At 68.8% G+C, this 22,610-nt stretch carries 18 protein-coding genes; 2 read left to right on the top strand and 16 right to left on the bottom strand.

The annotated features are described in order from the left end of the window. Positions 1-53: 53 nt before the first annotated feature. Positions 54-4,355: a DNA-directed RNA polymerase subunit beta' gene (gene rpoC / locus ACOFKS_RS11730; protein ID WP_419809434.1), complete on the top strand. Its 4,302-nt coding sequence runs from the start codon at positions 54-56 to the stop codon at positions 4,353-4,355. Between the two features lie 312 nt (positions 4,356-4,667). Beyond that, positions 4,668-5,609: a PEPxxWA-CTERM sorting domain-containing protein gene (locus ACOFKS_RS11725; RefSeq protein WP_419809433.1), complete on the top strand. Its 942-nt coding sequence runs from the start codon at positions 4,668-4,670 to the stop codon at positions 5,607-5,609. Positions 5,610-5,667: 58 nt separating this feature from the next. Here ACOFKS_RS11725 and ACOFKS_RS11720 read toward each other — a convergent pair whose 3' ends face one another. The 16 genes from ACOFKS_RS11720 to ACOFKS_RS11645 form a co-directional block, all read right to left on the bottom strand. Further along, positions 5,668-6,123 carry an SH3 domain-containing protein gene (locus tag ACOFKS_RS11720; protein WP_419809432.1) on the bottom strand — a complete coding sequence of 152 codons (456 nt, stop codon included), beginning with the start codon at positions 6,121-6,123 and terminating at the stop codon, positions 5,668-5,670. Positions 6,124-6,125: 2 nt separating this feature from the next. Continuing rightward, the gene (locus ACOFKS_RS11715; protein ID WP_419809431.1) at positions 6,126-6,338 is read right to left on the bottom strand and encodes a hypothetical protein; all 213 of its coding nucleotides are present in this window, start codon (positions 6,336-6,338) and stop codon (positions 6,126-6,128) included. Positions 6,339-6,488: 150 nt separating this feature from the next. Next, positions 6,489-6,980, bottom strand: coding sequence for a PaaI family thioesterase (locus ACOFKS_RS11710; RefSeq protein WP_419809430.1), 492 nt, complete (start codon positions 6,978-6,980; stop codon positions 6,489-6,491). Positions 6,981-7,021: 41 nt separating this feature from the next. Next, the gene (locus ACOFKS_RS11705) at positions 7,022-7,732 is read right to left on the bottom strand and encodes a lysozyme inhibitor LprI family protein (RefSeq protein ID WP_419809429.1); all 711 of its coding nucleotides are present in this window, start codon (positions 7,730-7,732) and stop codon (positions 7,022-7,024) included. Beyond that, positions 7,729-9,015, bottom strand: a complete 1,287-nt coding sequence (locus ACOFKS_RS11700) for a hypothetical protein (RefSeq protein ID WP_419809428.1) — start codon at positions 9,013-9,015, stop codon at positions 7,729-7,731. The genes ACOFKS_RS11705 and ACOFKS_RS11700 overlap by 4 nt, the downstream gene beginning before the upstream one ends. 70 nt (positions 9,016-9,085) lie before the next feature. Continuing rightward, a complete protein-coding gene (locus tag ACOFKS_RS11695; RefSeq protein ID WP_419809427.1) occupies positions 9,086-10,000 on the bottom strand; it encodes a UbiA family prenyltransferase in 915 nt (304 codons plus the stop codon). Continuing rightward, the gene (locus ACOFKS_RS11690; RefSeq protein WP_419809426.1) at positions 10,000-11,271 is read right to left on the bottom strand and encodes a glycosyltransferase 87 family protein; all 1,272 of its coding nucleotides are present in this window, start codon (positions 11,269-11,271) and stop codon (positions 10,000-10,002) included. The genes ACOFKS_RS11695 and ACOFKS_RS11690 overlap by 1 nt, the downstream gene beginning before the upstream one ends. Positions 11,272-11,306: 35 nt before the next feature. Beyond that, positions 11,307-12,086 carry a metallophosphoesterase family protein gene (locus ACOFKS_RS11685; RefSeq protein ID WP_419809425.1) on the bottom strand — a complete coding sequence of 260 codons (780 nt, stop codon included), beginning with the start codon at positions 12,084-12,086 and terminating at the stop codon, positions 11,307-11,309. A 141-nt stretch (positions 12,087-12,227) separates the two neighbouring features. Further along, a complete protein-coding gene (locus ACOFKS_RS11680; RefSeq protein WP_419809424.1) occupies positions 12,228-13,316 on the bottom strand; it encodes a catalase family protein in 1,089 nt (362 codons plus the stop codon). A gap of 64 nt (positions 13,317-13,380) precedes the next feature. Further along, a complete protein-coding gene (locus ACOFKS_RS11675) occupies positions 13,381-14,766 on the bottom strand; it encodes a DUF1501 domain-containing protein (RefSeq protein WP_419809423.1) in 1,386 nt (461 codons plus the stop codon). 1 nt (position 14,767) lies between these two features. After that, positions 14,768-16,492 (bottom strand): DUF1800 domain-containing protein, encoded by a 1,725-nt coding sequence (locus ACOFKS_RS11670; protein WP_419809422.1) that lies wholly within the window; start codon positions 16,490-16,492, stop codon positions 14,768-14,770. A 165-nt stretch (positions 16,493-16,657) separates the two neighbouring features. After that, positions 16,658-17,443, bottom strand: coding sequence for a PIG-L deacetylase family protein (locus ACOFKS_RS11665; RefSeq protein WP_419809421.1), 786 nt, complete (start codon positions 17,441-17,443; stop codon positions 16,658-16,660). Continuing rightward, positions 17,440-18,177 (bottom strand): sugar phosphate nucleotidyltransferase, encoded by a 738-nt coding sequence (locus ACOFKS_RS11660; RefSeq protein ID WP_419809420.1) that lies wholly within the window; start codon positions 18,175-18,177, stop codon positions 17,440-17,442. The genes ACOFKS_RS11665 and ACOFKS_RS11660 overlap by 4 nt, the downstream gene beginning before the upstream one ends. Further along, positions 18,178-19,260 (bottom strand): CgeB family protein, encoded by a 1,083-nt coding sequence (locus ACOFKS_RS11655; protein WP_419809419.1) that lies wholly within the window; start codon positions 19,258-19,260, stop codon positions 18,178-18,180. It abuts the gene before it with no gap. An 84-nt stretch (positions 19,261-19,344) separates the two neighbouring features. Continuing rightward, positions 19,345-21,168 carry an alkyl/aryl-sulfatase gene (locus ACOFKS_RS11650; RefSeq protein WP_419809418.1) on the bottom strand — a complete coding sequence of 608 codons (1,824 nt, stop codon included), beginning with the start codon at positions 21,166-21,168 and terminating at the stop codon, positions 19,345-19,347. Positions 21,169-21,212: 44 nt separating this feature from the next. Beyond that, positions 21,213-22,610 carry an RNB domain-containing ribonuclease gene (locus tag ACOFKS_RS11645; RefSeq protein WP_419809417.1) on the bottom strand — a complete coding sequence of 466 codons (1,398 nt, stop codon included), beginning with the start codon at positions 22,608-22,610 and terminating at the stop codon, positions 21,213-21,215.

Below are 22,610 nucleotides of genomic sequence, written 5' to 3'. Positions count from 1 at the left end.
TCATTCGCCTTATGCTCCCGCGCACGAATTCACCCTTCAGAGGGAATTGAACTATGAACGACATGACCCCGTTCGCGAACCCGATCGCGAAGCCCGAGACCTTCGACCAGATCCAGATCGGCATCGCGTCCCCGGACAAGATCCGCTCGTGGAGCTTCGGCGAGATCAAGAAGCCGGAAACCATCAACTATCGCACGTTCAAGCCCGAGCGTGACGGCCTGTTCTGCGCGCGCATCTTCGGTCCGATCAAGGATTACGAGTGCCTGTGCGGCAAGTACAAGCGCATGAAGTACAAGGGCATCGTCTGCGAGAAGTGCGGCGTCGAGGTCACCGTGTCGAAGGTCCGCCGCGAGCGGATGGGGCATATCGAGCTGGCCGCGCCGGTCGCGCACATCTGGTTCCTGAAGTCGCTGCCGAGCCGCATCGGCCTGCTGCTCGACATGCAGCTGAAGCAGCTGGAGCGCGTGCTCTATTTCGAGGCGTATATCGTCACCGAGCCGGGGCTGACCCCGCTCGAGAAGTATCAGCTGATGACCGAGGACGAGCTCCTCGAGGCGCAGGACGAGTATGGCGAGGACGCCTTCTCGGCCGGGATCGGCGCGGAAGCGGTCCGCAAGATGCTGGAGGACCTGGACCTCGAAGGCGAGCGCAAGGAGCTGCTGGAAGAGCTGGCGGTCACCAAGTCCGAGCTCAAGCCCAAGAAGATTATCAAGCGGCTGAAGGTCGTCGAGAGCTTCATCGATTCGGGCAACCGTCCCGAGTGGATGATCCTGGAAGTCGTGCCGGTCATCCCGCCCGAGCTGCGCCCGCTGGTGCCGTTGGACGGTGGTCGCTTCGCGACGTCGGATCTGAACGACCTGTACCGCCGCGTCATCAACCGCAACAACCGCCTCAAGCGCCTGATGGAACTGCGCGCGCCGGACATCATCGTCCGCAACGAAAAGCGCATGTTGCAGGAAGCGGTCGACGCGCTGTTCGACAACGGCCGTCGCGGTCGTACGATCACGGGCGCCAACAAGCGGCCGCTGAAGTCGCTGTCCGACATGCTCAAGGGCAAGCAGGGCCGCTTTCGCCAGAATCTGCTCGGCAAGCGCGTAGACTATTCGGGGCGGTCGGTGATCGTCACCGGGCCGGAGCTGAAGCTGCACCAGTGCGGCCTGCCCAAGAAGATGGCGTTGGAGCTGTTCAAGCCGTTCATCTACGCGCGCCTCGATGCCAAGGGTTTGAGCATGACGCTCAAGCAGGCGAAGAAGTGGGTGGAAAAGGAGCGCAAGGAGGTCTGGGACATCCTGGACGAGGTGATCCGCGAACATCCGGTGATGCTGAACCGCGCACCGACGCTCCACCGTCTGGGCATCCAGGCGTTCGAGCCGGTGCTGATCGAGGGCAAGGCGATCCAGCTTCACCCGCTGGTCTGCTCCGCGTTCAACGCCGATTTCGACGGCGATCAGATGGCCGTCCACGTGCCGCTGTCGCTCGAAGCGCAGCTGGAAGCGCGCGTGCTGATGATGTCGACCAACAACATCCTCTCGCCCGCCAACGGCAAGCCGATCATCGTGCCGTCGCAGGACATGGTGCTGGGGCTGTATTACCTGTCGATGATGAAGGAGAAGGAGCCCGGCGAGGGCATGATGATCTCCGACATGTCGGAGGTGCATCAGGCGCTCAACGCCGGCGCGGTGACGCTGCACACCAAGATCATCAGCCGCGTGCCCCAGACCGACGAAAAGGGCAAAACCTACATGAAGCGCGTCGAGACGACGCCGGGCCGGATGCTGCTCGGCGAGACGCTGCCCAAGTCGTCGAAGGTGCCGTTCGAGACCGTCAACCGCCTGCTCACCAAGAAGGACGTGGGCGACGTGATCGACGAGGTCTATCGTCACACCGGCCAGAAGGACACGGTGCTGTTCGCCGACGCGATCATGGCGCTGGGCTTCCGTCATGCGTTCAAGGCGGGCATTTCGTTCGGCAAGGACGACATGATCATCGCGCCCGACAAGGACGTGCTGGTCGACGAGACCCGCGGCCTCGTGAAGGACTTCGAGCAGCAGTATCAGGACGGCCTGATCACGCAGCAGGAGAAGTACAACAAGGTCATCGACGCCTGGTCGACGTGCGGCGACAAGGTCGCGAACTCGATGATGAGCGAAATCCGGGCGGTGCGGCATTATGGTCCCGAGGACGGCGCGATGGCCGGCCGCGAGAAGCCGATCAACTCGATCTACATGATGGCGCACTCCGGTGCGCGCGGCTCGCAGGCGCAGATCAAGCAGCTGGCGGGCATGCGTGGCCTGATGGCCAAGCCGTCGGGCGAGATCATCGAGACGCCGATCATCTCCAACTTCAAGGAGGGGCTGACCGTCCTCGAATATTTCAACTCCACCCATGGCGCCCGCAAGGGCCTCGCGGACACGGCATTGAAGACCGCGAACTCGGGTTACCTCACGCGACGCCTGGTCGACGTATCGCAGGACTGCGTCATCATCGAGGAGGATTGCGGCACCGAGCGGATGCTGGAGATGAAGGCGATCGTGCAGGGCGGGTCGACCATCGCCTCGCTGGGCGAGCGCATCCTGGGCCGCACCACGGCCGAGGACGTCGTCGACGCCAAGACCGGCAAGGTCGTCATCCCGTCGGGCACGCTGCTGGACGAGCCGATGGTCGCGCAGATCGAGGCGATCGGCATCCAGGGGATGAAGATCCGCTCGCCACTGGTCTGCGAATCGAAGATCGGCGTCTGCGGCAAGTGCTATGGGCGTGACCTCGCGCGTGGCACCCCGGTCAACATCGGCGAAGCGGTCGGCGTGATCGCGGCGCAGTCGATCGGCGAGCCGGGCACCCAGCTGACGATGCGGACGTTCCACATCGGCGGCGCGGCGCAGCTCAACGAGCAGTCGAACCTGGAGGCGCCGGTCGACGGCACCGCCACCTATCGCGACCTCCGCACGATCATCGATCAGCGCGGTCGCCGGGTCGTGCTCAGCCGCTCGGGCGAGATCGTCATCACCGACATGGACGGCCGCGAACTGTCGACGCATCGCCTGCCCTATGGCGCCTACATCCTGTTCGACGACGGCCACGTCGTCGAAAAGGGCGATCGGATGGCCGAGTGGGACCCGTTCACGATGCCGGTCATCACCGAGACGGCAGGCATGGTGAAGTACCAGGACCTGATCGAGAACAAGACGCTGACCGAGCAGACCGACGAAGCGACGGGTATCGCCCAGCGCGTCGTCACCGAATACCGCACCACCGCCAAGTCGAAGGAGGATCTGCGTCCGCGCCTGACGCTGACCGGAGCCGACGACGGCGGCGCCGGCGGCGAGGCCGCGCGCTACATGCTGGCGTCGGGCGCGGTGCTGTCAGTCGAGGACAACGCGATGGTGCAGGCGGGCGATGTGCTCGCCCGTGTGTCGCGTGAATCGGCCAAGACCCGCGACATCACCGGCGGTCTGCCGCGGGTGGCGGAGCTGTTCGAGGCGCGCATTCCCAAGGACTCGGCGATCATCGCCAAGGTCTCTGGCCGCGTCGTGTTCGGCAAGGACTACAAGGCCAAGCGCAAGATCGGCATCCAGCCGGACGAGGGCGAGGTCGTGGAGTATCTGATCCCGAAGTCGAAGGTGATCGACGTTCAGGAAGGCGATTACGTCAAGCGTGGCGACAACCTGATCGGCGGCAGCCCCGATCCGCACGACATCCTGGAGACGATGGGGATCGAGCCGCTGGCCGAATATCTCGTCAGCGAAATCCAGGAAGTCTATCGACTGCAGGGCGTGAAGATCAACGACAAGCACATCGAAACGATCGTCCGTCAGATGCTGCAGAAGGTCGAGATCACCGACGGCGGCGATACCACGCTGCTGAAGGGCGAGCAGCTGGACCGTGACGAGATGGAGGCGGTCAACGTCAAGCTGGGCAAGGGCGAGGCGCCCGCGCAAGGCAAGCCGATCCTGCTCGGGATCACCAAGGCGAGCCTGCAGACCCGGTCGTTCATCTCGGCCGCGTCGTTCCAGGAGACCACCCGCGTCCTCACCGAGGCGGCGGTTCAGGGCAAGCAGGACAACCTGACCGGCCTGAAGGAGAACGTCATCGTCGGCCGCCTGATCCCGGCGGGCACGGGTGCGGGCATGAACCGGCTGCGCGTTGCGGCGACGTCGGCCGACGCGGCGATCCGGGCGCAGCAGCGCGCGCTGTCGGCGGCGCTGGTGGCGCCGGTATCCGCAGAGGAAGAGCGGGCCGCCGAGCACGCCCGCTCCGCTCGCGATGCCGGCGGCACGGGCGACGACCCGTTGGCGGAGGTCGTGACCTCGGGCACCGGCACGGACGCCGATGCGGGCGAATATCTGAACAGCTGATCTCGCGCGATTGACGACGGCAAGGCCACGGCGGAACCGACCCGCCGTGGCCTTTTTCGTTCGCCCGTCCGAAGATCGGGTCATCGCCGCGACCGGCAGGTCGGAAATGTGCGACCGCCCCCTCCCGGTTCAGCGCACGACGGCGACCGACCTCGTCGGACCGTTAATCGTTCGATATCCGTCCCGGATCGGGGCACCACTTAATAAAAGATAAAGACACGATTGACTGGCATCGCTCCGGCGGGCATCTGCCGGATCGGGAATGTCACCGGCGCGAGCCGAATTTTGGGGGTTACGATGAATAGAATCGGAATGACGGCGCTCGCGCTGGTGGGAGCGGCTGCCTTGGCTTCGCCTGCGATGGCGCAGGAGCGGAACATCACGGATGCGACCGGGGGTTACCAGGCGGGCATCAACGTCAACGGTACGCTGTACAACTCGACCGGCATCGGGCTGCAGAATCCGGCCGGCCAGGACTATATTCGTCCGGGCACTCCGCGCGACAGCTGGGGCATCACCGGCAGCACGGGCAGCGCCTATGCCGATCCCTATCAGTCCGGCACGTCGGGCATTGCCAGCACGGTTTCGACCGCGACCGCCAACACCGCGACCTTCACGTCGTCGCTGAGTAATGGCCTGCAGGTGACCGGTGCGTATAACTTCTTCGCGCCCAATATCCTGTCGATCCAGCAGACGGTGACCAACACCACCGCGTCGTCGATCACCGATGTGGTCTTCCGTCGCAACGTCGATCTCGACATCCCGCCCAGCACCTTCAATGAGAACGTGTTCGGTGTGCTCGGCAGCAATTCCGCGGTCGTTGCGAACAGCTACTACGGCTTCGAGAACCCGAACCCGGCTGTCGGCTATAGCTACCCGTGCGGCACCACCTGCAATGTTACGGGTGACTATGGCGCAGGCATCGATCTGGGTCTGGGAACGCTTACCGCCGGCCAGTCGGTAACCTTTGCCTATTATTACGGCATCAACCAGCCGGGCCAGAAGCTCGACGCGCTGTTCGCGCAAGCGCAGGGTCTGGGCCTCAACTATCTGATCGGGGCGCAGAGCACGGAGGCCGGGTCCTATCCTGCCCTCGGCGCGGGATCCGGGTTCCTCGGCGTCAGCAGCCTCGGCACGATCGCCGGTGGCGTGCCGGAGCCGTCGACCTGGGCGCTGATGATCCTGGGCTTCGGCGCGGTGGGTGGCTCGATGCGTAGCCGCCGCCGCTCGACCAAGGTGGCCTTCGCCGTCTGAGTCCGACGGAACCGTCGAAGTGGTGACCGCCGTCCGGGGAGACTCGGGCGGCGGTTCGCTATTTGTATCGTTTGTGCCCTCCCGGCGTGATGCAGTATCGGCCACCGCGAGGGCCGATGCAGATGCCGCCGGTGCGGCAGGGGCAATCGCCGACGACCGTGCTCGACGCGATCGAGCGCCGATGGAGAGGCGGCGACATGTCGGCTGGACCGATGGCAAACGTCGCCGCCGCGGTCTTCTGCGGCATTACCGTCGTCAGCAGGTCGGCGGCGATCCAGCGTTCCCGGCCATCATGGGCTACGTGCCGCCAGCTCCCCTCATTGCCCATGACCATAGCGGTGCCGGCGACGAGCTGCGCCAGCACCGGCGTTCGCGTCGACGCGCCCGCGCGGCAGTTCACGCGAGCTGGCGTTACGAACAGGGTCGGTGGTGGGTACGACGCGGCCTGTGTCGCTGGGGCAGTGACAGGTTCATCGGTCTGCCGGCGCATGGCGATCGACAGCAGGGCAGCCACGCTCAGCAGCGCGACGATGCTTCCGGCACCTGGCGCCTTCGCCGCCGATCTACGGGCACCGAGCAGCGAGCGACTGTAGGACAGGCCCGATCCTGGGATGCCGACCGTGACGCGCGGCTGACGGCCGAGGTTGACGGTCGCGCCGGACCGCCAAAGCTGGTACTGACCCCCAATCCGCCGATGTTCAGCCGAACGCCCGGAAGTAGCTTAACCAATCGGCGAAAACCGACGTCCTACGCCACAGCCTCCTGCCGCGCTCTCACGGACACGGCGCGACGATGACATTGCCGGGCTCGATAGCCACTCCCGCCGGTGCGGCGAGCCGTTCAAGCGATGTCGTCGGACGCGACGGCCCCGCATCGTGGTCAGCCGCCGGCGCTAGCCACGTCCGGCCTGCGGCCCACCTTCTTGATGATGCCGCTGAAGCTCAACACCGGTCGCCCGTCGGCGGTAACCAGGCCGCGCACGAAGACGAGCGAGCGAGCGCCGCGCGTGATCTGGCCGCGCGCCTCCATGAACTCGCCCGGCCGCGCGCCGTCGAGGAAGTCACCGGCGAGGTTGACCGTCACCCCGAACGAACCCGCCATCGCCGGGCGCGCGATGGTGAACAGCGCGGCGTCGGCGAAGGTCATCAGGCAGCCCCCGTGCATGAAGCCGCCGCCGTTCATATGGTTCGGTCCCGCCCGAAAGGCGGTGATGCCGTCGCCATGCTCGTCGACTCGCTCGTAGAAAGGACCGGCGCGCTGCTCGAAGGCATCGGTGTGCCACAGCGACCAGCCGGCCCACTCACCCTCCGTCACCGGCCGCAGCCTGCTGTCGCGTTCCTCGGTCGGGGCGGTGGCGCTCTGTTCGCTCATCCGCCGCCCCTTTCCACGCCTACCGGGCACGCGCAACCACGCTAGTGCAGCAGGTTCTCCACGCGCAGGCTCATGCTTTCGTGCAGGCAATCGCGATCGGCACCGCATCGGTCGCGCTCGGCGAGCCAGGTGCGCTGCTCGGCGAGGTCACCACCGGCATAGGCGGCGGCGACGCTGCGGTCCCAGCCAGCGAGCACACGATCGCCGCAGATGGTGCGCTCCACCGGCGAACGCGCGCGGGCGCAGGCGAAGCTCCCCCGGATCGCGCCAGCGGCAGGCTGCAGGATCATCAGATGGTCGGGCGCGATAGAGAACGCCCAACGGCCACCGTCGATCGGGAACAGCACGGCGCGATCCCAGTCGGCCCCGTGCGTCCCGGCGACGATGCAGCGGAAGCGGGTGACGGTGACCGGCGCGGACGCGGCGAGCCGGAGGCCGGCGTCGGCGGGGGTGGCGCCGCGCCCCCCTGCCCCGCGGGGCATGACCTGACGCACGATACGGCCGGCGGTCGTGCGCTGCGTCGTCGTCGTCGCGCGCTTGCACAAGGTGTAGTCGCCGTCGAACGACAGCCGGGGACCGGCGAACGACACGATGCGCCCGACCAGCCGGGGGTCGTCCGCGCGATACCGTGCCGCGGCGTTCGACACCGCCGGATTGCGCGCCGCCGACACCACCACATACTCGCCGCTCGGCGAGCCCGGCCCCATCGCGAGCATCAGCGGCAGCGCCGCGACAAGCAGCAGCCGCCTCATATCCGGGCCGCCAGCAGCGCGGCCTCGAACACCTCCGCGACGGCGGCGATGGCGCGGTTTTCGTTGGTGCCGTTCACCATCGCGCGCGCGCCGACATAATCGGTCTTTGCCCCGCTGAGATAGTTCTGCAACCGCCGGCCGTTGGCGAAACCCAGACCATAGACCATGCCGTGGACCATCACCTCGAACGCGATGTCCGGTTCCAGCGCGCGTTCGGGATGGAACAGCAGCTCCAGCCCTAGCCCGACCTCCGCGCCGGTGCTGGCGTAATTGTCCCACCAGGTCAGCTGGACGTAGCCGCGCCCGTAATAGGCGTTGGCGATGCCCAGATCCTTGACATAGGCGGGGGAGACCGCCCCGGCGGCGGGTGCGCCATGCGTCGCGCCCTTCGACCGCTTGGTGATCTTGCCCGATGTGGAGACGTCGAACGAGTCGCCGTCCTGTTCCAGCACCGTCGCGCCGGTCGGCGTCGCCGTGACCTTCACCGGCAGGTAATAGTCCTTGATGTCGTTGGCGTTGAGGCGACCCTTGCCGCCCTCCTCCACCGGCTCCGCCCAGCGCGACTCGCGGTGCGTGCCCTTGCCCTTCGCATTGGGGACGGTGGTCTGGTGGTTGGTTTCCCACATCGCGGTGGCGAGGATATAGGCGATCCAGCGCACGTCGACGATGCGCGGGTCGCGCGCGCAGCGGCCGAGCAGGTCGAGCACCGCCGCCGACGAACCGGTGTTGAAACGGCCGCCGTCCGCCTTGTTCTTGGCGAAGCCGGCGGCGGCCTCGGTCTCGAACCGGGCGGTGTCGAAGCCGCCCGAATGGATATAGTCGATCGGGTTCTTGGTCCGGTCGCGCACCGTTTCCAGCTCGCGCGCGATCTCCGCGTAGGTGAACAGCGTCTCCCAGGTCAGGCTATCCGGCGCCATTATGCCGCTCTGGCCGGCGTCCTCGCGGATGTCCTCGACCCGCTGGAACGCGGCGATGGCGCCGGGCAGGTCGGCCTTGTAGCCGCGCACGGCCTCGGCGAGCGCGAGCATGCTCGGCGGCGGCGCGCCGGCGCTGGCGGGGGTCGGCGCGGGACGCAGCGTCGCGAGGTGCTGGAACGCGGCCTCCACCAGGGTGACGTCGGCGGCGGCGTTCATCGATGGCGGCCGACCGACCGCGCCCGACAGCAGCGGCACCGGGCGGGGCGTGCCGCCGACGGGGATGACGGGACGCGCGCCCTTCTTCGCTTTCGCCGGCAGGCGTGCGTGCTGCGTGGTGCCCATGCGTAACGTTGGCTGCGTGGCCATGCGACCTCCCTGTTAAGAGTTCCTCAGAGGTATAACGACCGGCGGGCGATCCGGCCACCGACCGGCGCGTCTAGATTGCGACGACCACGACGGCGGCAAAGGCCAGGCCGGTAAGCAGGCTGACGCGATCGGTAAGCGCGAAGACGACGGGATCGTGGTGCAGCTCGCCGCGCGTCGAGAGCAGGATCACGCGGCTGATCCAGGCGAGCAGGATCGGGCACGCCGCCCACAGCAGCTCGGGCGTGCGATACAGTCGCGCCATCTCGGGGCTGGACAGGTACAGCGCGAACACCATCGCCGCGCCATAGCCCGCCGCCGCCGCCAGCGCGGTGATCGCGGGCAGGTCGGCGACGCGATAACCGCGCCCGCCGACCTGCGTGCCGCCACGGTCGCGGACCATCACCAGCTCCGAACAGCGCTTCACCAGCGCGAGCGAGAGGAACAGGAACATGCAGAACATCAGCAGCCAGGGCGAGCGCGCAGTGCCGGCGGCATAGGTGCCGGCGACGACGCGGACGACGTAGAGGCCGCTCAGGATGACGACGTCGATCACCATCTCGCGCTTGAACCGGAGCGAATAGGCGAGCGTGGCGGCGACGTAGACCGCCAGCACCGCCGCGACTCCGCCGGGCAGCCGCAGCGAGGTGGCACCGGCGACCGTCAGCAACGCGGCGGCGAGTGACCAGCCGTGCGACGCGGGGATCAGCCCGGCGGCGAAGGGGCGGTGGCGCTTGACCGGATGCGCGCGGTCGGCGGCGAGATCGAGCAGATCGTTGAGGATGTAGGCGCCCGACGCGGCGAGGCAGAAGCACAACGTCGCCAGCAGCGTGTTCGCTAGGACCGCCGCTTCCAGCCGATGCGAGGTGGCGACGGGGACGAAGATCAGCAGGTTCTTCGCCCATTGGTGCGGACGCGCGGCGCGGAGGTAATCGCGCGGGGTGGCGCGGTTCGCCTGTGGGTCGAGGACGATCGGGCTCTCGAACATCAGGCGAGCGCCAGCCGGGGGGATGGCGAGCGTCGCGCCTGCCATTCGAGCGCGAGCACGACAGCGGCGGCGGTGAGCAGGATCAGCGGGTTGAGGACGACCTGCACCGACAGCCCGTCGATCGCGCCGAGGTTCTTGGGAGCGAGCATCAGCGCGGCGGCGACCTGCGCCACGGTGACGGCGCGGGTCCCCTCGCCGGCGACCAGCAGCGGCAGGACGAAGACGAGCAGGTGATAGTCGCCGATAATCGTGGAGCCGAGCGTGTAGGCGGCGAGCGTCAGGAAGGTGAGCGACACAGGCGGCAGCGGGCACTTGAGGTGAAGCGCCGTGCCCGCCGCGACGATCGCCAGCGCGGCGGCGGCGGCGGTCGCTTCCTGCCACGGCGCGGCGCCGAACAGCATAACCAGCGCGCCGTAGAGCGACGAGCCATAGGGCACGCCATGCGCGTGCTCGACATAGTGCCAATGGTAGTTGCCGAGCCCGGCGAGGAAGGTCGGCGCCGTGTAGACCGGCCATAGCCGGTGCGCGAGCGCGAGACCGGCGACGAGCACCGCCGCACCGGTGGCGCCGAACGCGATCAGCGCATGGCGCCAGCGCGGCTGCAACGCCAGCAGCGGCAGCAGGAAGGGCGCGGCGTTGGGGCGGATGTTGACCGCGATGCCGAGCAGCACCGCCGCCAGCACCGGCCGCTCGCCACGCACCGCCAGCAGCATGGCGTGGATGACGAGCAGCGCGGTGATCCCGGCATAGACGTTGCCGCGCGTCACTATCTGCAGCGTCGGATAGGCGAGCAGACCCAGCAGACCGAGCATCACGCGCTGGCCCGGCGGGCCGAAGCGCCTGACGAGATGGAGCCAATAGGCTCCCAGCCCCGCCAGCGTCGCCATATACAGCAGCGACGGATCGACGATCCGCATCAGCGCCGCGGTAACGAGGCAGTAACTCGTCGTCAGCGGCGTCACGAAGAAGTTGGTCAGCGCGGTGTGCGGCAGGCCCTCCAGCCCGGCGAGCTTCGGAAAGCCGGGCGCCGGCGACAGCGCGACGCGGTCCGCAAACCATCGCGCGGGCGCGGTCCGCTCATGCGGCGTGAAGGAGAGGATAAACGCGAAATAATCGTCGAACCGCTCGCGCAGGTCGTAGAGCAAGATCGGGCGGCGGTCGGCGAGCAGATCGACCAGCCAGTTGAGCAGGCTGGCCCACAGCACCAGTAGCAGCGCCCGCTCGATCGGCGTGCCGCCGCGCCGTTCCCCTGCCCCGATCCGCGCCGTCATGCGGGCGCTATGGGTCGAACAGGGTTAATTTACGCTCAAGGTGCCGGGTCCGCCCTGCCCTCTCCGAGCACCTCGTTCGGGGCGGGGTCCATGGTGCGGGCGATGGTTTCGAAGTGGCGGCCCTCGGCGCGGATCTCGTTGAAGGCGGGGGGGCTGTGGCGGAGGCGCTTCGACAGCGTGCCGGCGCCGATCAGCCGCACGGTGCGCCCGGCGCGCTCGACCGGGACGTCGAAGGGGTAGTGGACATGGCCCGACAGCACCGCGTCGGCGCCGGCGGCGGCGAGCCGCTCCAGCGCGGCGGCGCCGCCATGGGTGCGGGTCGATTCCTGCAACCCGGCGTCGAGCAGCGGGTGATGCGCCGCGACGAGGATCAGGTCGCCCGGCGGCGCGGCCGCGATCGTGTCGAGCGCGCGGGCGAGCGAGCGGCGGCTGACGACGCCCTTGGACTGATCGACCCGCCATTGCAGGCGAGCCACCGTCCGCAGCGGCACGACGGTGACGCCGGCGACACCGAGCGGGCGTTCCAGCAGACGCTCGATCGCGGTGTAGCGATGGTAGGGGCGCAGGATGCGGCGTAACGGGTCGGAGTAATAGGGCACGTCGTGATTGCCGATCTCGACCGTCATCGGCACGCCGAGGCTGCCGAGCCACTTCGCGCTCGCCTCGAACTCGCGGGTGCGCGCGCGCATGGTGAGGTCGCCGGTCATCACCACCGCGTCCGGTTTCTCGGCGGCGACGCAGGCCGCGAACCAGTCCAGCGCCTCCGGGTCCTCGGCGCCGAAATGGATGTCGCTGACGTGGAAGAGCTTGGTCATCGCGACAAGGGTAGCCGAGAGTTTGCCGGGGGACCACCTCGTCATCCCGGCCTTGAGCCGGGATCCCGCTACTCTCCTGCCGAAGAAGAATAAGCGGGATCCCGGCTCAAGGCCGCGATGACGGTGTTCTCCCAGTCGGAGTCAGCTAACCTCGGCGAGCGTCTTCTGCTCGAGCATGGGACAGCCGTTGACGCGGCCGCGACGCTCGGCCGACTGCTTGTACGGTTCGCGCCGCGCGCGGTTGATGTTGCCCAGCGGCTGATGATCGGCGAGGCCATGCCAGACGTTGAAGGCGAGCCGATCCTCGGTGACGATGCTCTCCATCGGCACCCAGGCGGGCTGCGGCCCGATTTCCAGCGTCGCGACGGTGATGAAGGGCGTGTCCGCCTGCTTCCACTCGACCGTCGAGTCCTCGATCGGCTGCTTCTCCGGATCGAGGCAGAGCTGGACGCGCACCTCCCAGGTGCCGCCATGTTCGGCCAGCGCTTCGTTCATCGCCTCGCGGATCGCGTCGGGGCGGCCGGCGGTATGGATCTGCGCGCCGGTCAGGGCGGTCAGCTCCTTCGACACCGGGAACAGCGCCCACTTGGCGATGTAGTCACCGTGGCGATACGGCGTCTGGCTGAAATAGGTCTCGCCGAGCGGGTGAACCGGCGCCGCACCGCCGAGCTGTTCCAGCGTCGGTGAGGCCAGTCCGACCGCCTTCAGCCCCGTCTCGATCGGTTGCAGCACCGCCGACATGGCCTTCTTGACGCCCTCCAGCTTGTCGGTGGTCTTGGCCAGCATCGTCAGGTTGCCGAGGAACTTCGCCGCGGTCGGCGCGCCGAAGATCGGGCCGTTGACGAGGATGAAGTCCTGCGTCGTGTCGCCTTCCGATCCCGGCAGGCGCTCGCCCTCGACGCCGAACACCTTGATCGCGAGCCCGCGCGGCGAGTTGACGCTATCGTCGAGGATGTCGCCGGGCTGGGTCGAGAACCGCAGCAGCGCGTCGTAGTCGCCGGGGCGGGCGAACAGGCCCTGCGCGAGTTCGGGCGAGAGGCCGTCCTTGACCGTCAGCTTGCCGCGGGCGATCGCATGACCCTTGGCGTGGACGGCGCGGACGCCGTGGCCGTAATTCTCGGCGGTGGTTTCCTGGATGCCGGCGAACTGTTCGTCGAGCTTGCCGATCGTCTCCGCCTCGTTCGGCTGGCGCTCTTCGATCGACGGACTGTAGCGGACGGGCTGCGGCATGGGACGGCTCCTGCGAAATGATGCGGCAGGTTAACCGTCAGGCAAGTCCGGCGTTCCCGCCGCTTCAAACAAACCCGAGATTCCAACTGGATGGGTTGTAGTTGCCCATGTTGGGCAGCACCGTCGTCAGGTCGCCGTTCGGGACGCCGAACCAGCTGGCGAGCGTCGCCGCATATTGATCGACCGACGTGGTCGGCAGCAGTCGGCCCTGCCCGACGTCGTCCGCCGTGCCGCTGCCGATCGCGGGCGGCGTGCCGTAGATCCGCTGGCCCTTGACCGCGCCGCCCATGACGAAGTGCATCGATCCCCAGCCATGATCGGAGCCGTCGTCGTTCGATTGCAACGTGCGCCCGAAGTCGGAGCCGGTGAACGTCGTCACCTTGTCGGACACGCCGAGCGCGACAGTGGTGTCGTAGAACGCCTTCATCGCGCCGCCGAGCGCGCCCATCAGCACCGGGTGCTGCGTGACGAGATTGTCGTGGAGGTCGTAGCCGCCCTGGCTGACGAAGAAGACCTGCCGCTTGGCACCGAGTTCGCTCGATACGGAGATCATCCGGGCGACCATCTTGAGCTGGTCGGCGAGGTTGTTGCCCGACGGAAACAGGTTGAAGCTCGCCGCCGGCGCCCCCGCCAGCGCGCTCGAGACCTGCGAATAGGTGTCGAGCGCGCGCTTGGAGATGCGCGCGTGCTCGCCGGCGAGCATGTTCGACGGCGGGCCGGTCATCAACGACCGCAGCGTCGAGGCGACGGTGGTCGATCCATAAACCATCGCGCTGTTCGACAGCAGCGGGATCGGTCCGCCGGTGCCGACCGAATATTGCAGCGCGGAGCGGCCGGTCAGGTAGACCGCATTGCCGCTGGCGTTGATACAGGTCAGCGACGCGGTGCCGTTGCCGCCCTGGAACACGTCGCCGATACGACCGCCCCAGCCCGACGTCGCGCCCTCCGGATTGGATGCCTGGAAGAAGCTTTGCTGGTCGTTGTGGCTGAAGAGCTTGGGCGGCAGCTTGACCGAATTGGACTGATACTGCGCCTTGGTGGTCGGCTGCACCAGCGTGCCGAGATTGAGGACGGGCGCGAGCTTCCCGGCGGCGAACAGCGGCATCAGCGGTGCGAGGCCCGGCGCCAGCGCATATTGCCGGCCGCCGAGCGAGTTGAGCGGGTTCAGCGCGGTCGCGGCGAGCGCGTCGCGGTTGAGCGCGATGTTCTGGCGCGCGGCGGCATAGGCGGCGTAGCTGGCGGCGTCGTAGGGCGGCAGCGTGTTGGCGTAGTCGTTGCCGCCGTAGAGGAAGACGCAGACCAGCGCCTTGTAGTCGCTGGCGGTCGCCGCCGCCGCCTCGCCGATCGCGCCGAGCGACGTGGCGAACGGCGTCGCGACGCCTGCCAGGCCGAGCGCGCCGGCGCGGCGGAGAAAAGCGCGGCGGCTCTGATCGTGCTCGAAGGGGCTCATATCACTTCACCGTCAGATAGTCGGGCGACGCGAGCGTCAGGAGGATGGCGGCGTTGACCCGGTTCTGCGGGCCGGAGGTGGTGGTGGCGGCGATGCTCTCGACCGCGGTCCGGATCGACGCGACGGTGGCGGCCGACAGCTGGCCGGCGGCGAGCAGCATGTTGGCCCAGTCGACCAGCGCCGCTGCGTCCGCCGCCTTGGCGAGCGCCGTGGTATAGTCCGCCTTGGCGTCGCCGGCGCCGTTGACGATCAGGCCGTTCATGTAGTTGACGTAGGCGACCACCGTCTGTTCGTTGGTGATCTGGAACTCGGGCGCCACCATGCCGGCCGCGCTGATCGCGGTCGACGGGGGCGAATAGCCGGGGCGGAAGAAGTTGAACACGGTCTGGCTGCGCCCCGGCGACTGGCCGAGCCGCGACGTCGTCGACGAGGTGTCGCCGATCGACCAGGCGTTCGACGGCGAGGTGACGCCGAACGCGCGCGCCCAGCCGGTCAGGCGCAGCACCGGCGCGCGCAGCTTGCCACCGCCGGCGCTGGTCAACGCGGCGTCGGAGCGCGCCTCGGTATCGAGCAGGATGGCCTTGACCACCGCCTTCATGTCGCCGCGCACGCCCTTGCCGTTGTCGGCGAAGGTCGCTGCGACGCGGCCGACATAGGCGGGGCTGGGGTTGGAGGTGACGAGCCGCTGGATCAGCTGCTTCGACACGAACGGCGGCAGGTTGGCATGCGCGAAGATCGTGTCAAGCGCGGCCTTGATCGCCGCCGTCCCCTCCCCGCTGACGCTGGTGCCGAGGAAGGTGGAGGTGCCCGTCTCGTGCTGCGACGCGGTCATCACCAGCGGCAGCTTGTAGCGCGCCGGCGTGGTCGCGTCGGCGCTGGCGAGGTTGAGCCCGGTGAACACGCGCGCCAGCCCGGTGACGTCGGCGGTGGTATAGGTTTCCAGCGCGACGCCGCCCGAGGTCTTGACCGACCCGTCCATGTTGAGCTGCTGCAACCCCAGGCTGAACAGCTGCATCAGTTCGCGCGCGTAATTCTCGTCCGGGTTGGCGCCGGTCGTCGCGTTCGCCTTGCGGTTGCCCATGAAGGTCAGCCACGACGCCATCGCGGCGTTGTAGGTGATGCCGTCGAGGATCTGGCGGTAATTGCCGAACGCATTGTCGAGCAGCACGTCGACATAGGCGGCCATCGCGAACTGCTTCCAGTTCAGGTTGACGCCGCCGATCCCGACCACGAGCATGTCGAGCAACGCGGTGCCGACGCGCTGTCGCACCTGATCGGGCTCGGCGATCAGCTGCCGCCAGATCGTGGTGTCGAAGCCGGTCTCGTTGTTGATGTTGGCGGCGATGTTGTAGCCGTTGGCGGTGAGCCAGTCCCAATGGCTGATCGCGCGCGGCATCGCGAGCTGTTCGTCCAGCCAGGTCGCATAACCCTTTGCGGACACGGCCGCGATGCTGTCGGTGGTGGCGCCCATCGTGGCCTGGGCGAGAAAGCGCCCGGCCTGCGCGTCGGTGGGCGGTGCCGCGACCACGACCACTGGCGGGGAGACGGTCCCTCCCCCGCTCGTCGCGCCGCCACCGCCCGTCGTATCGCCGCCACCGCCGCCGCAGGCGGCCAGTGCGAGCGCCGAGGCGGTGACCGCGAACGGCGACAAGGACACGCCGCCCGGCACGACCGCGCCCTCCCCGATGGTTTCCGCCGCCTGCGCGACGTCGCTCCCGTCCAGCATCGTTGTCCGTCCCACCCCGGCCGGCCGATCCCTCCCGACCGGCGGCGCCTCATCATGGGTTAAGGACTAACGACTAAATCTTTCTAAATAAGGTAAACTCCCGTCGCCCATCTTGCGGGAAGGGGCATTCGTCGCGAAACGACCGAAGCGGACCGTTTTCCGGCTTTACTGTCTGTAAGTGACGGAAGTGTCTTGATTTTCAGTCACCTGCGCTTTGAAGTCGGCGATCCGCCGCCACGCCGTGGAAGTCAGCGCCCAACCGAAACCGTCATAGAGCGTGGTGGCCGGCGGCGGCGGAACGGCGAAATCATAGACGGGAGCGGCGCGCCAATATTCGTGCGCCGGTCGCCAACTGCCGAAGCACGACGCCTGGGTGGCGTGCGCGGCGAGCGCGGCTTCGACCCGGTCGGCGTCGTCGGGGGTCAGCGCCCGGGCGTGCTCGGGCGGGCCGGGCCAGAACCGGGCGAAGTGGCGCTCGCCGTCGTGCGCGCAATAGCAGGCGAACTCGGCGATCGGCGCGGGTGCGGCGCGCGCGACGGCGAGCGCGCAGGCATCGTGGTCGGGGTGGCCGCCCTCATAGGGGTGGGTCACGACCAGGGCGGCGCCGGCGAGATCGGCCTGCAACCGCGCCACGATCGCGTCGAGGTGGTAAACCGCCTCCTTGTCGGGGACCGCATAGGCCCGCCGCTCGCCGCGATAGCCGAGCCGGTCCACCGCAACGTCCAGTTCGGCGGCGCGGGCGGCGGCGTAGGCTTCGCGCGTCGCGAAGCCCAGGCGGCGCGCGTCGTCCATGTCGGCGGGCGCGCCGTCCGTGACGTCGATCAGGATCGCATCGTCGAGGCGGTTCAACAATGGGCCCGCGAACAGCGTCTCGTCGTCGGGATGCGCGACGACCACCGCGACCCGCTCGGCGATCCGGTCGCCCGAGGCGAGACGCGCGGGCCAGTTCATGGAGCACCGCCGAGCAGCGCGACCGCCTCGCGGTAGCCACCGAGCGTACCGACATCGACATAGCTCTCGCCCGCCCTCACCCCGACCGCCTCGTTGCCGAGCGCCAGCCAGGCATTGACCAGCGTGCCGATATACTCGTCGCGCCGGTCGGGCCGCTGCCACAGCGCGTGCAGCTCGTGGAGAACGCGGCCGGGCATCTTGAACGCGCCCCATACCCATCGCGAGTGCGCGTCGGCCTGCTTGACCTGAATCTCCCGCACGCGGTCGCCGTCCAGCACCACCGCGTCGAACAGCTCCGGCCGCTCGACGGGAAAGAGCAGGAAGCTCAGCCGATCATCGGGCAGACGTGCCAATGCGTCGGCGGGGAACCAGATCGTGTCGGGCAGGCCGACCAAGACCGGCTCGTCGGCGCCGACCAGCGGGCAGGCGCGGAAGACCGCGTCGCACAAGCCGGCCGCCTGGGGCTGGACGACGAAGGCGGTGTCGACCCTGCCTCCTCCCGCCGCCACCCCGCCGCCATAATAGCGGACGATGTCGGACTTGGTCGGCGAGATGACGAAGCAGATCTTGGTGGCGCCGCCCGCGACCATGCGCTCGACCAGATATTCGCTGACCGCCTTGGGCCGCTCGGTGCCGTCGTCGTCGCGGAACGAGCCGACCGGCAGCAGCTCCTTGGAAAAGGCGAGCGGCTGGATACGCGTGCCGTTGCCCGCGGCGGGGATGATGCCCCACATCTAGGTGGCGACCATGGCGGCTTGGCCGACGTCCTCGAGCATCGCCACCAACTCGCGCGCCCGCGCGGCGGAGGAGTGCTGGGCCAGCACCCGCGCGCGCGCGGCGTCGGCGATGCGGCGTAGTTCGGCATCCGATACCGCCAACGCGGCGAGGACGTCATCCGCGCGGTCGGCGAGCAGGATCTCCTCGCCCGGCACGAAGAATCGGTCGAGCCCGGCCCAGTCGTCCGACACGATCGGCACCCCGCACGCCGCCGCCTCGAACAGCCGGCCCGAGGGGCACCATCCCATCGCCGCCATGTCGGCGCGGGTGATGTTGAGCGTCAGCCGCGACGAGCCGAAGAAGGCGGGGTGATCGGCGGGCGCGACGTGGCGCATGAAGTAGATGTTGTCGCGCCACGGGAAGTCGGCGGGGTAGCCGGAGCCGCCGAGCACGAAGCGCTGCGCCGGCGCGCGGTCGGCGGGCTCGATGAACAGCCGGGTCAACGCCGCCTGGCGATCGTCGGCATAGGTGCCGAGATACGAGAGGTCGCCGCCGAAGACGGCGTGCGGCGGCGCGGGGTGGTGCGTCGCGGGATCGACATGGCCATAGAGCGGCGCGGCGCGGCGCGCCCCGAGCCGATCGCGCAGCGCGTCGAGCGCCGGCCCGCCCGTATAGCTCAGCACCAGGTCGAAGCCGCCCAGCCCGTTCGGCGGCAGATAGTCCACCGGCTCGCCCGCCGCGAGCCGCGCCAGCGTCACCGGCGTGTCGAGGTCGTAGAAGACGCTCAGGCCCCTCGCTTCCGCCTCGATCAGCCGCGTCGCCGCAACCGCATCGACGCAATAGGAGGTGACGATCACCGCGTCCGCATCGAGCAGGTCGCGCTTTCGCGCCAGCACCTCCGCCCAGTCGCGATACAGCAGCAGCCGTCCGCCCGGCAGCTGGTGCAGGTCGCGCGTGTCGCGATACCAGGGCACGTCCTTTTCGACGAATGTCACCTGGTGCCCGTCCGCCGCCAACGCACGGATCAAGCCGCGCCACAGCGTCGCGTGGCCATTCCCCCAGGACGAGCTGACCGTCAGCCCGAACACGACGATCTTCAAACCCGCTTCCTCTCGATCGTCGCGCCAACGAGAGGTCCGGCATAGCGTTCCGCGGTCCGCGCCAGGAAGCGAAAGCCGGTTGCCTCAGGTTAACGGCTCGACGATCGGGAACCAGAAGTCGAAGCGATCAAGCGCCCGGAGCAGCGCGGTCAGCGGGGCGGCATCACCTTCGACCGAGACCTCGTCGACCCCGTTCCCACTCCCGACGAGCGCGATCAGCGTCGCGCGCGACAAGCTGACGGTCGGGTCGGGTGCGGGGCGATGGTGGAGAACGCCGTTCGACACCTCCACCTCGAACGCCTCGCCGGTGTCGGTGAAGCCGAGCACGAAGCGGGCATCGTCGGCTTTCGCGGCATCCAGGCGGATGGCGAGCGCTTCGAGCAGCTGATCGGCGGGCAGCGCGCGGAGCTGGCCCAGCGAGCCCTGGCGCGGCGTCTCGCTCTTCGGCATCGGCGCGCGCAGCTCTTTCGCGCCGGTCAGGTAGAAGTCGCGCCACGGGCCGGACTCCGCCTGATAGCCGAGCTGTTCCAGCGCATCGGCCTGCAACGCGCGGGCGGCGGCGTTGGTGGGATCGGCGAAGACGAGGTGGTTCACCAGCTCCGCCACCCAGCGATAGTCGCCCCCGTCGAACGCCGCCCGCGCGACCGTCAGCAGCGCGTCGGCACCGCCGATCGCCTCGACATAGCGGCGCCCCGCCTCGACGCGCGGCAACGGGTGGAGCGTCGCGGGATTGCCGTCGAACGCGCCGAGGTAGCGCTGATACACCGCCTTCGCATTGTGGTTCAGCGTGCCGTAGAACCCGCGCGTGTGCCATTCGGCCGCCAGCGCGGGCGGCAGGGTCAGCCGCTCGGCGATCTCGACCGGGCCGTGGCCGTGATTGGCGAGCCTGAGCGTCTGGTCGTGGATGCATTTGTAGAGGTCGCGCTGCTGGAGCAGGAAACGGCGGATCGCGTCGCCGCCCCAGCGCGGCCAGTGATGGCTGGCGAACAGCGCCTCGGCCTCGCCGCCGAACATCCGCAGCGCCTCGTCGATGTAGCGGCTCCACGCGCGTGCGTCGCGGACCGGTGCGCCGCGCGGGGTATAGAGGTTGTGGAGGTGACAGGTGCAATTCTCGGCGATGCACAGCGCACGGTGGGCGGGGAACCAGAAGTTCATCTCCGCCGGTGCCTCGGTGCCCGGCGTCAGCTGGAACACGATCTCGACGCCGTCGACGACGTGACGCTCGCCGGTGCGCGTGATGCTGACGGTCGGCGGGACCAACCCGACGCTGCCGCGCGACACCGCCTTGCCCAGCCCGCAATCGACATGCCCCTGCGCGTCGATCGGCAGCGTCGCGCCGTACATGTACGTCGCGCGGCGGCCCATGACGTTGCCGCACAGCACGTTCTCGCTGACCGCGTGCTGGAGGAAGCCTTCCGGCGCAAAGATGGGGCAGCCGCCTTCGGGCAGCACGCCGTCGATGCCGCCGTAATGGTCGACGTGGCAGTGGGTATAGATCACGGCGGTGACGGGGTGGTCGCCCTTGTGCGCGCGGAGCAGCGCGAGCGCGGCGGCGGCGGGCTCGGCGCTGGTTAGCGGGTCGATGACGATCCAGCCGCGCTCGCCGCGCACGAAGGTGACGGTGGACAGGTCGAAGCCGCGCACCTGCCAGATGCCGGGTACGACCTCGAACAGCCCGTGGCGGCCATTGAGCTTCGCCTGACGCCACAGGCCGGGGTGGACGGTGGCGGGCGCATCGCCGTCGACGAAGGCGTAGGGGCGCTGGCTCCAGATGCCCGGCACCTCTGCATGGTCGATGGTGGCGACGAAACCCCGGTCGGCGAGGTCGAAGGCGTCGTCCTCGGGCGGCAGCGCGGCGGCGGCGCGGGCCTGCGCGGCGCGGGTGGCGGCGGTGGCGTCGTTACGCATCGTTTATCTCCCCGCGTCACGGTGGCGACAGGCGTGGCTTCCGGTCAAGTCCGGGGCGACGGGTCCGGGGCGAAGGTCACTTGGCGCCGTTCGGGGTCGACGGCGCTCAGCACCACCTCGATCGCGTCGCCGGGGCGCAGGCCGCGCGTCGCCAGCCGCGCCACGACCGCCAGGTCGCGCAGCTGGATACGCGCACCATGCTCGTCGACGTCGGTGACGACCGCCGCGAACCGCTCGCCGACATGGGGCAAGAGCATCACCGCCTCGGCCAGGTCGATGACGGCGCGGGTGAGTTTGCCCGCGAGCGCGTCGGCGCGCGCCATGACGGGGGGCAGGCGGTCGAAGGCGGCGTTGACCTCGGCGGGGACGGACCGGCCGTTGGCGACGGCGAGCGCTGCCTGGACGACATAGCGGTCGGCCAGCCGCCGCAGCGGCGCTGTGGCGTGGCAATAGGTCGCGGCCATCGCCGCGTGCCATGGCACCACGCCGGCGCGATAAGGAACGTAGCTCGCCCCCTGCCCCGCCCGCCGCGTCGCGAGCATGAACGCCGCCTGCGCCGGGATGTCCGCGCGAAGGCCACGCTGGAACGCGGCGAGCGGCTGGTCGGCGGGCCAGGTCAGGCCAAGCGCCGCCGCCGTATGGCGGAGGCGGACCACGGCGTGGTCGTCGGGCGACGCCATGACGCGGAACAGCCCGGTGGCGTGCGCCTGTAGCGAGTCGGCGACCGCCATGTTGGTGGCGAGCGACAGCGCCGCGTTGCGATCCTCGGACGTCAGGCGCGGGCGAAACGCGAGCGTGTGGTTGCCGTCGGCGGTCGCTGCGACCTCCTGTTCGGGCGGATCGACCCGCGAGGCGCCGCGCGCGTCCTCCGCAGCGGCGATGCGGCGGGCGAGGTCGGCGAAGCCGGTCGGGAGGTCGGCGTCGGTGACGGTTTCATAGGCGAGCTTGACGCGACTATGGACGATCGCGCGTTCGACGCCGTCCAGCCTCACCGCGCCGTCGGGTGCGACGCGGACGGTGAAGATCACCGCCGGACGCGGACCGGTGGGGAGCAGGCTGGCGGCGGCTTCGCTCAGCTGCGGCGGATAAAGCGGTGCCCTGCCGTCGGGCAAATAGAGCGTCTCGCCACGCCGCCATGCCTCGACGTCCAGCGGGTCGCCGTCGCGCACGAACCAGGCCACGTCGGCGATCGCATAATGGAGCAGCAGGTCGGCGCCCGCCGCCTCGATCGCGAACGCCTGATCGAGGTCGGTCGACGAAGCGGGATCGAGCGTCACGAACGCGCGATCGGTGCGGTCGACATGCTCGGTCGGAGAACGGCGCGCCGCTTGTTCGGCGGCGGCCACGACCTGCGGCGGAAAACCGGCCGGCACGGCGAACTCGGTCCGCAGCGCTGCCAGGCCGGGGGTCAGCGCACCCGGCGGATCGATGATCGTCTTCAC

It is taken from the genome of Sphingomonas sp. (assembly GCF_965200135.1).
In the GTDB taxonomy this organism is placed as follows: domain Bacteria; phylum Pseudomonadota; class Alphaproteobacteria; order Sphingomonadales; family Sphingomonadaceae; genus Sphingomonas.
Note: the sequence above shows the minus strand (reverse complement) of the source record. Positions and strands in the feature narration are given on the sequence as shown.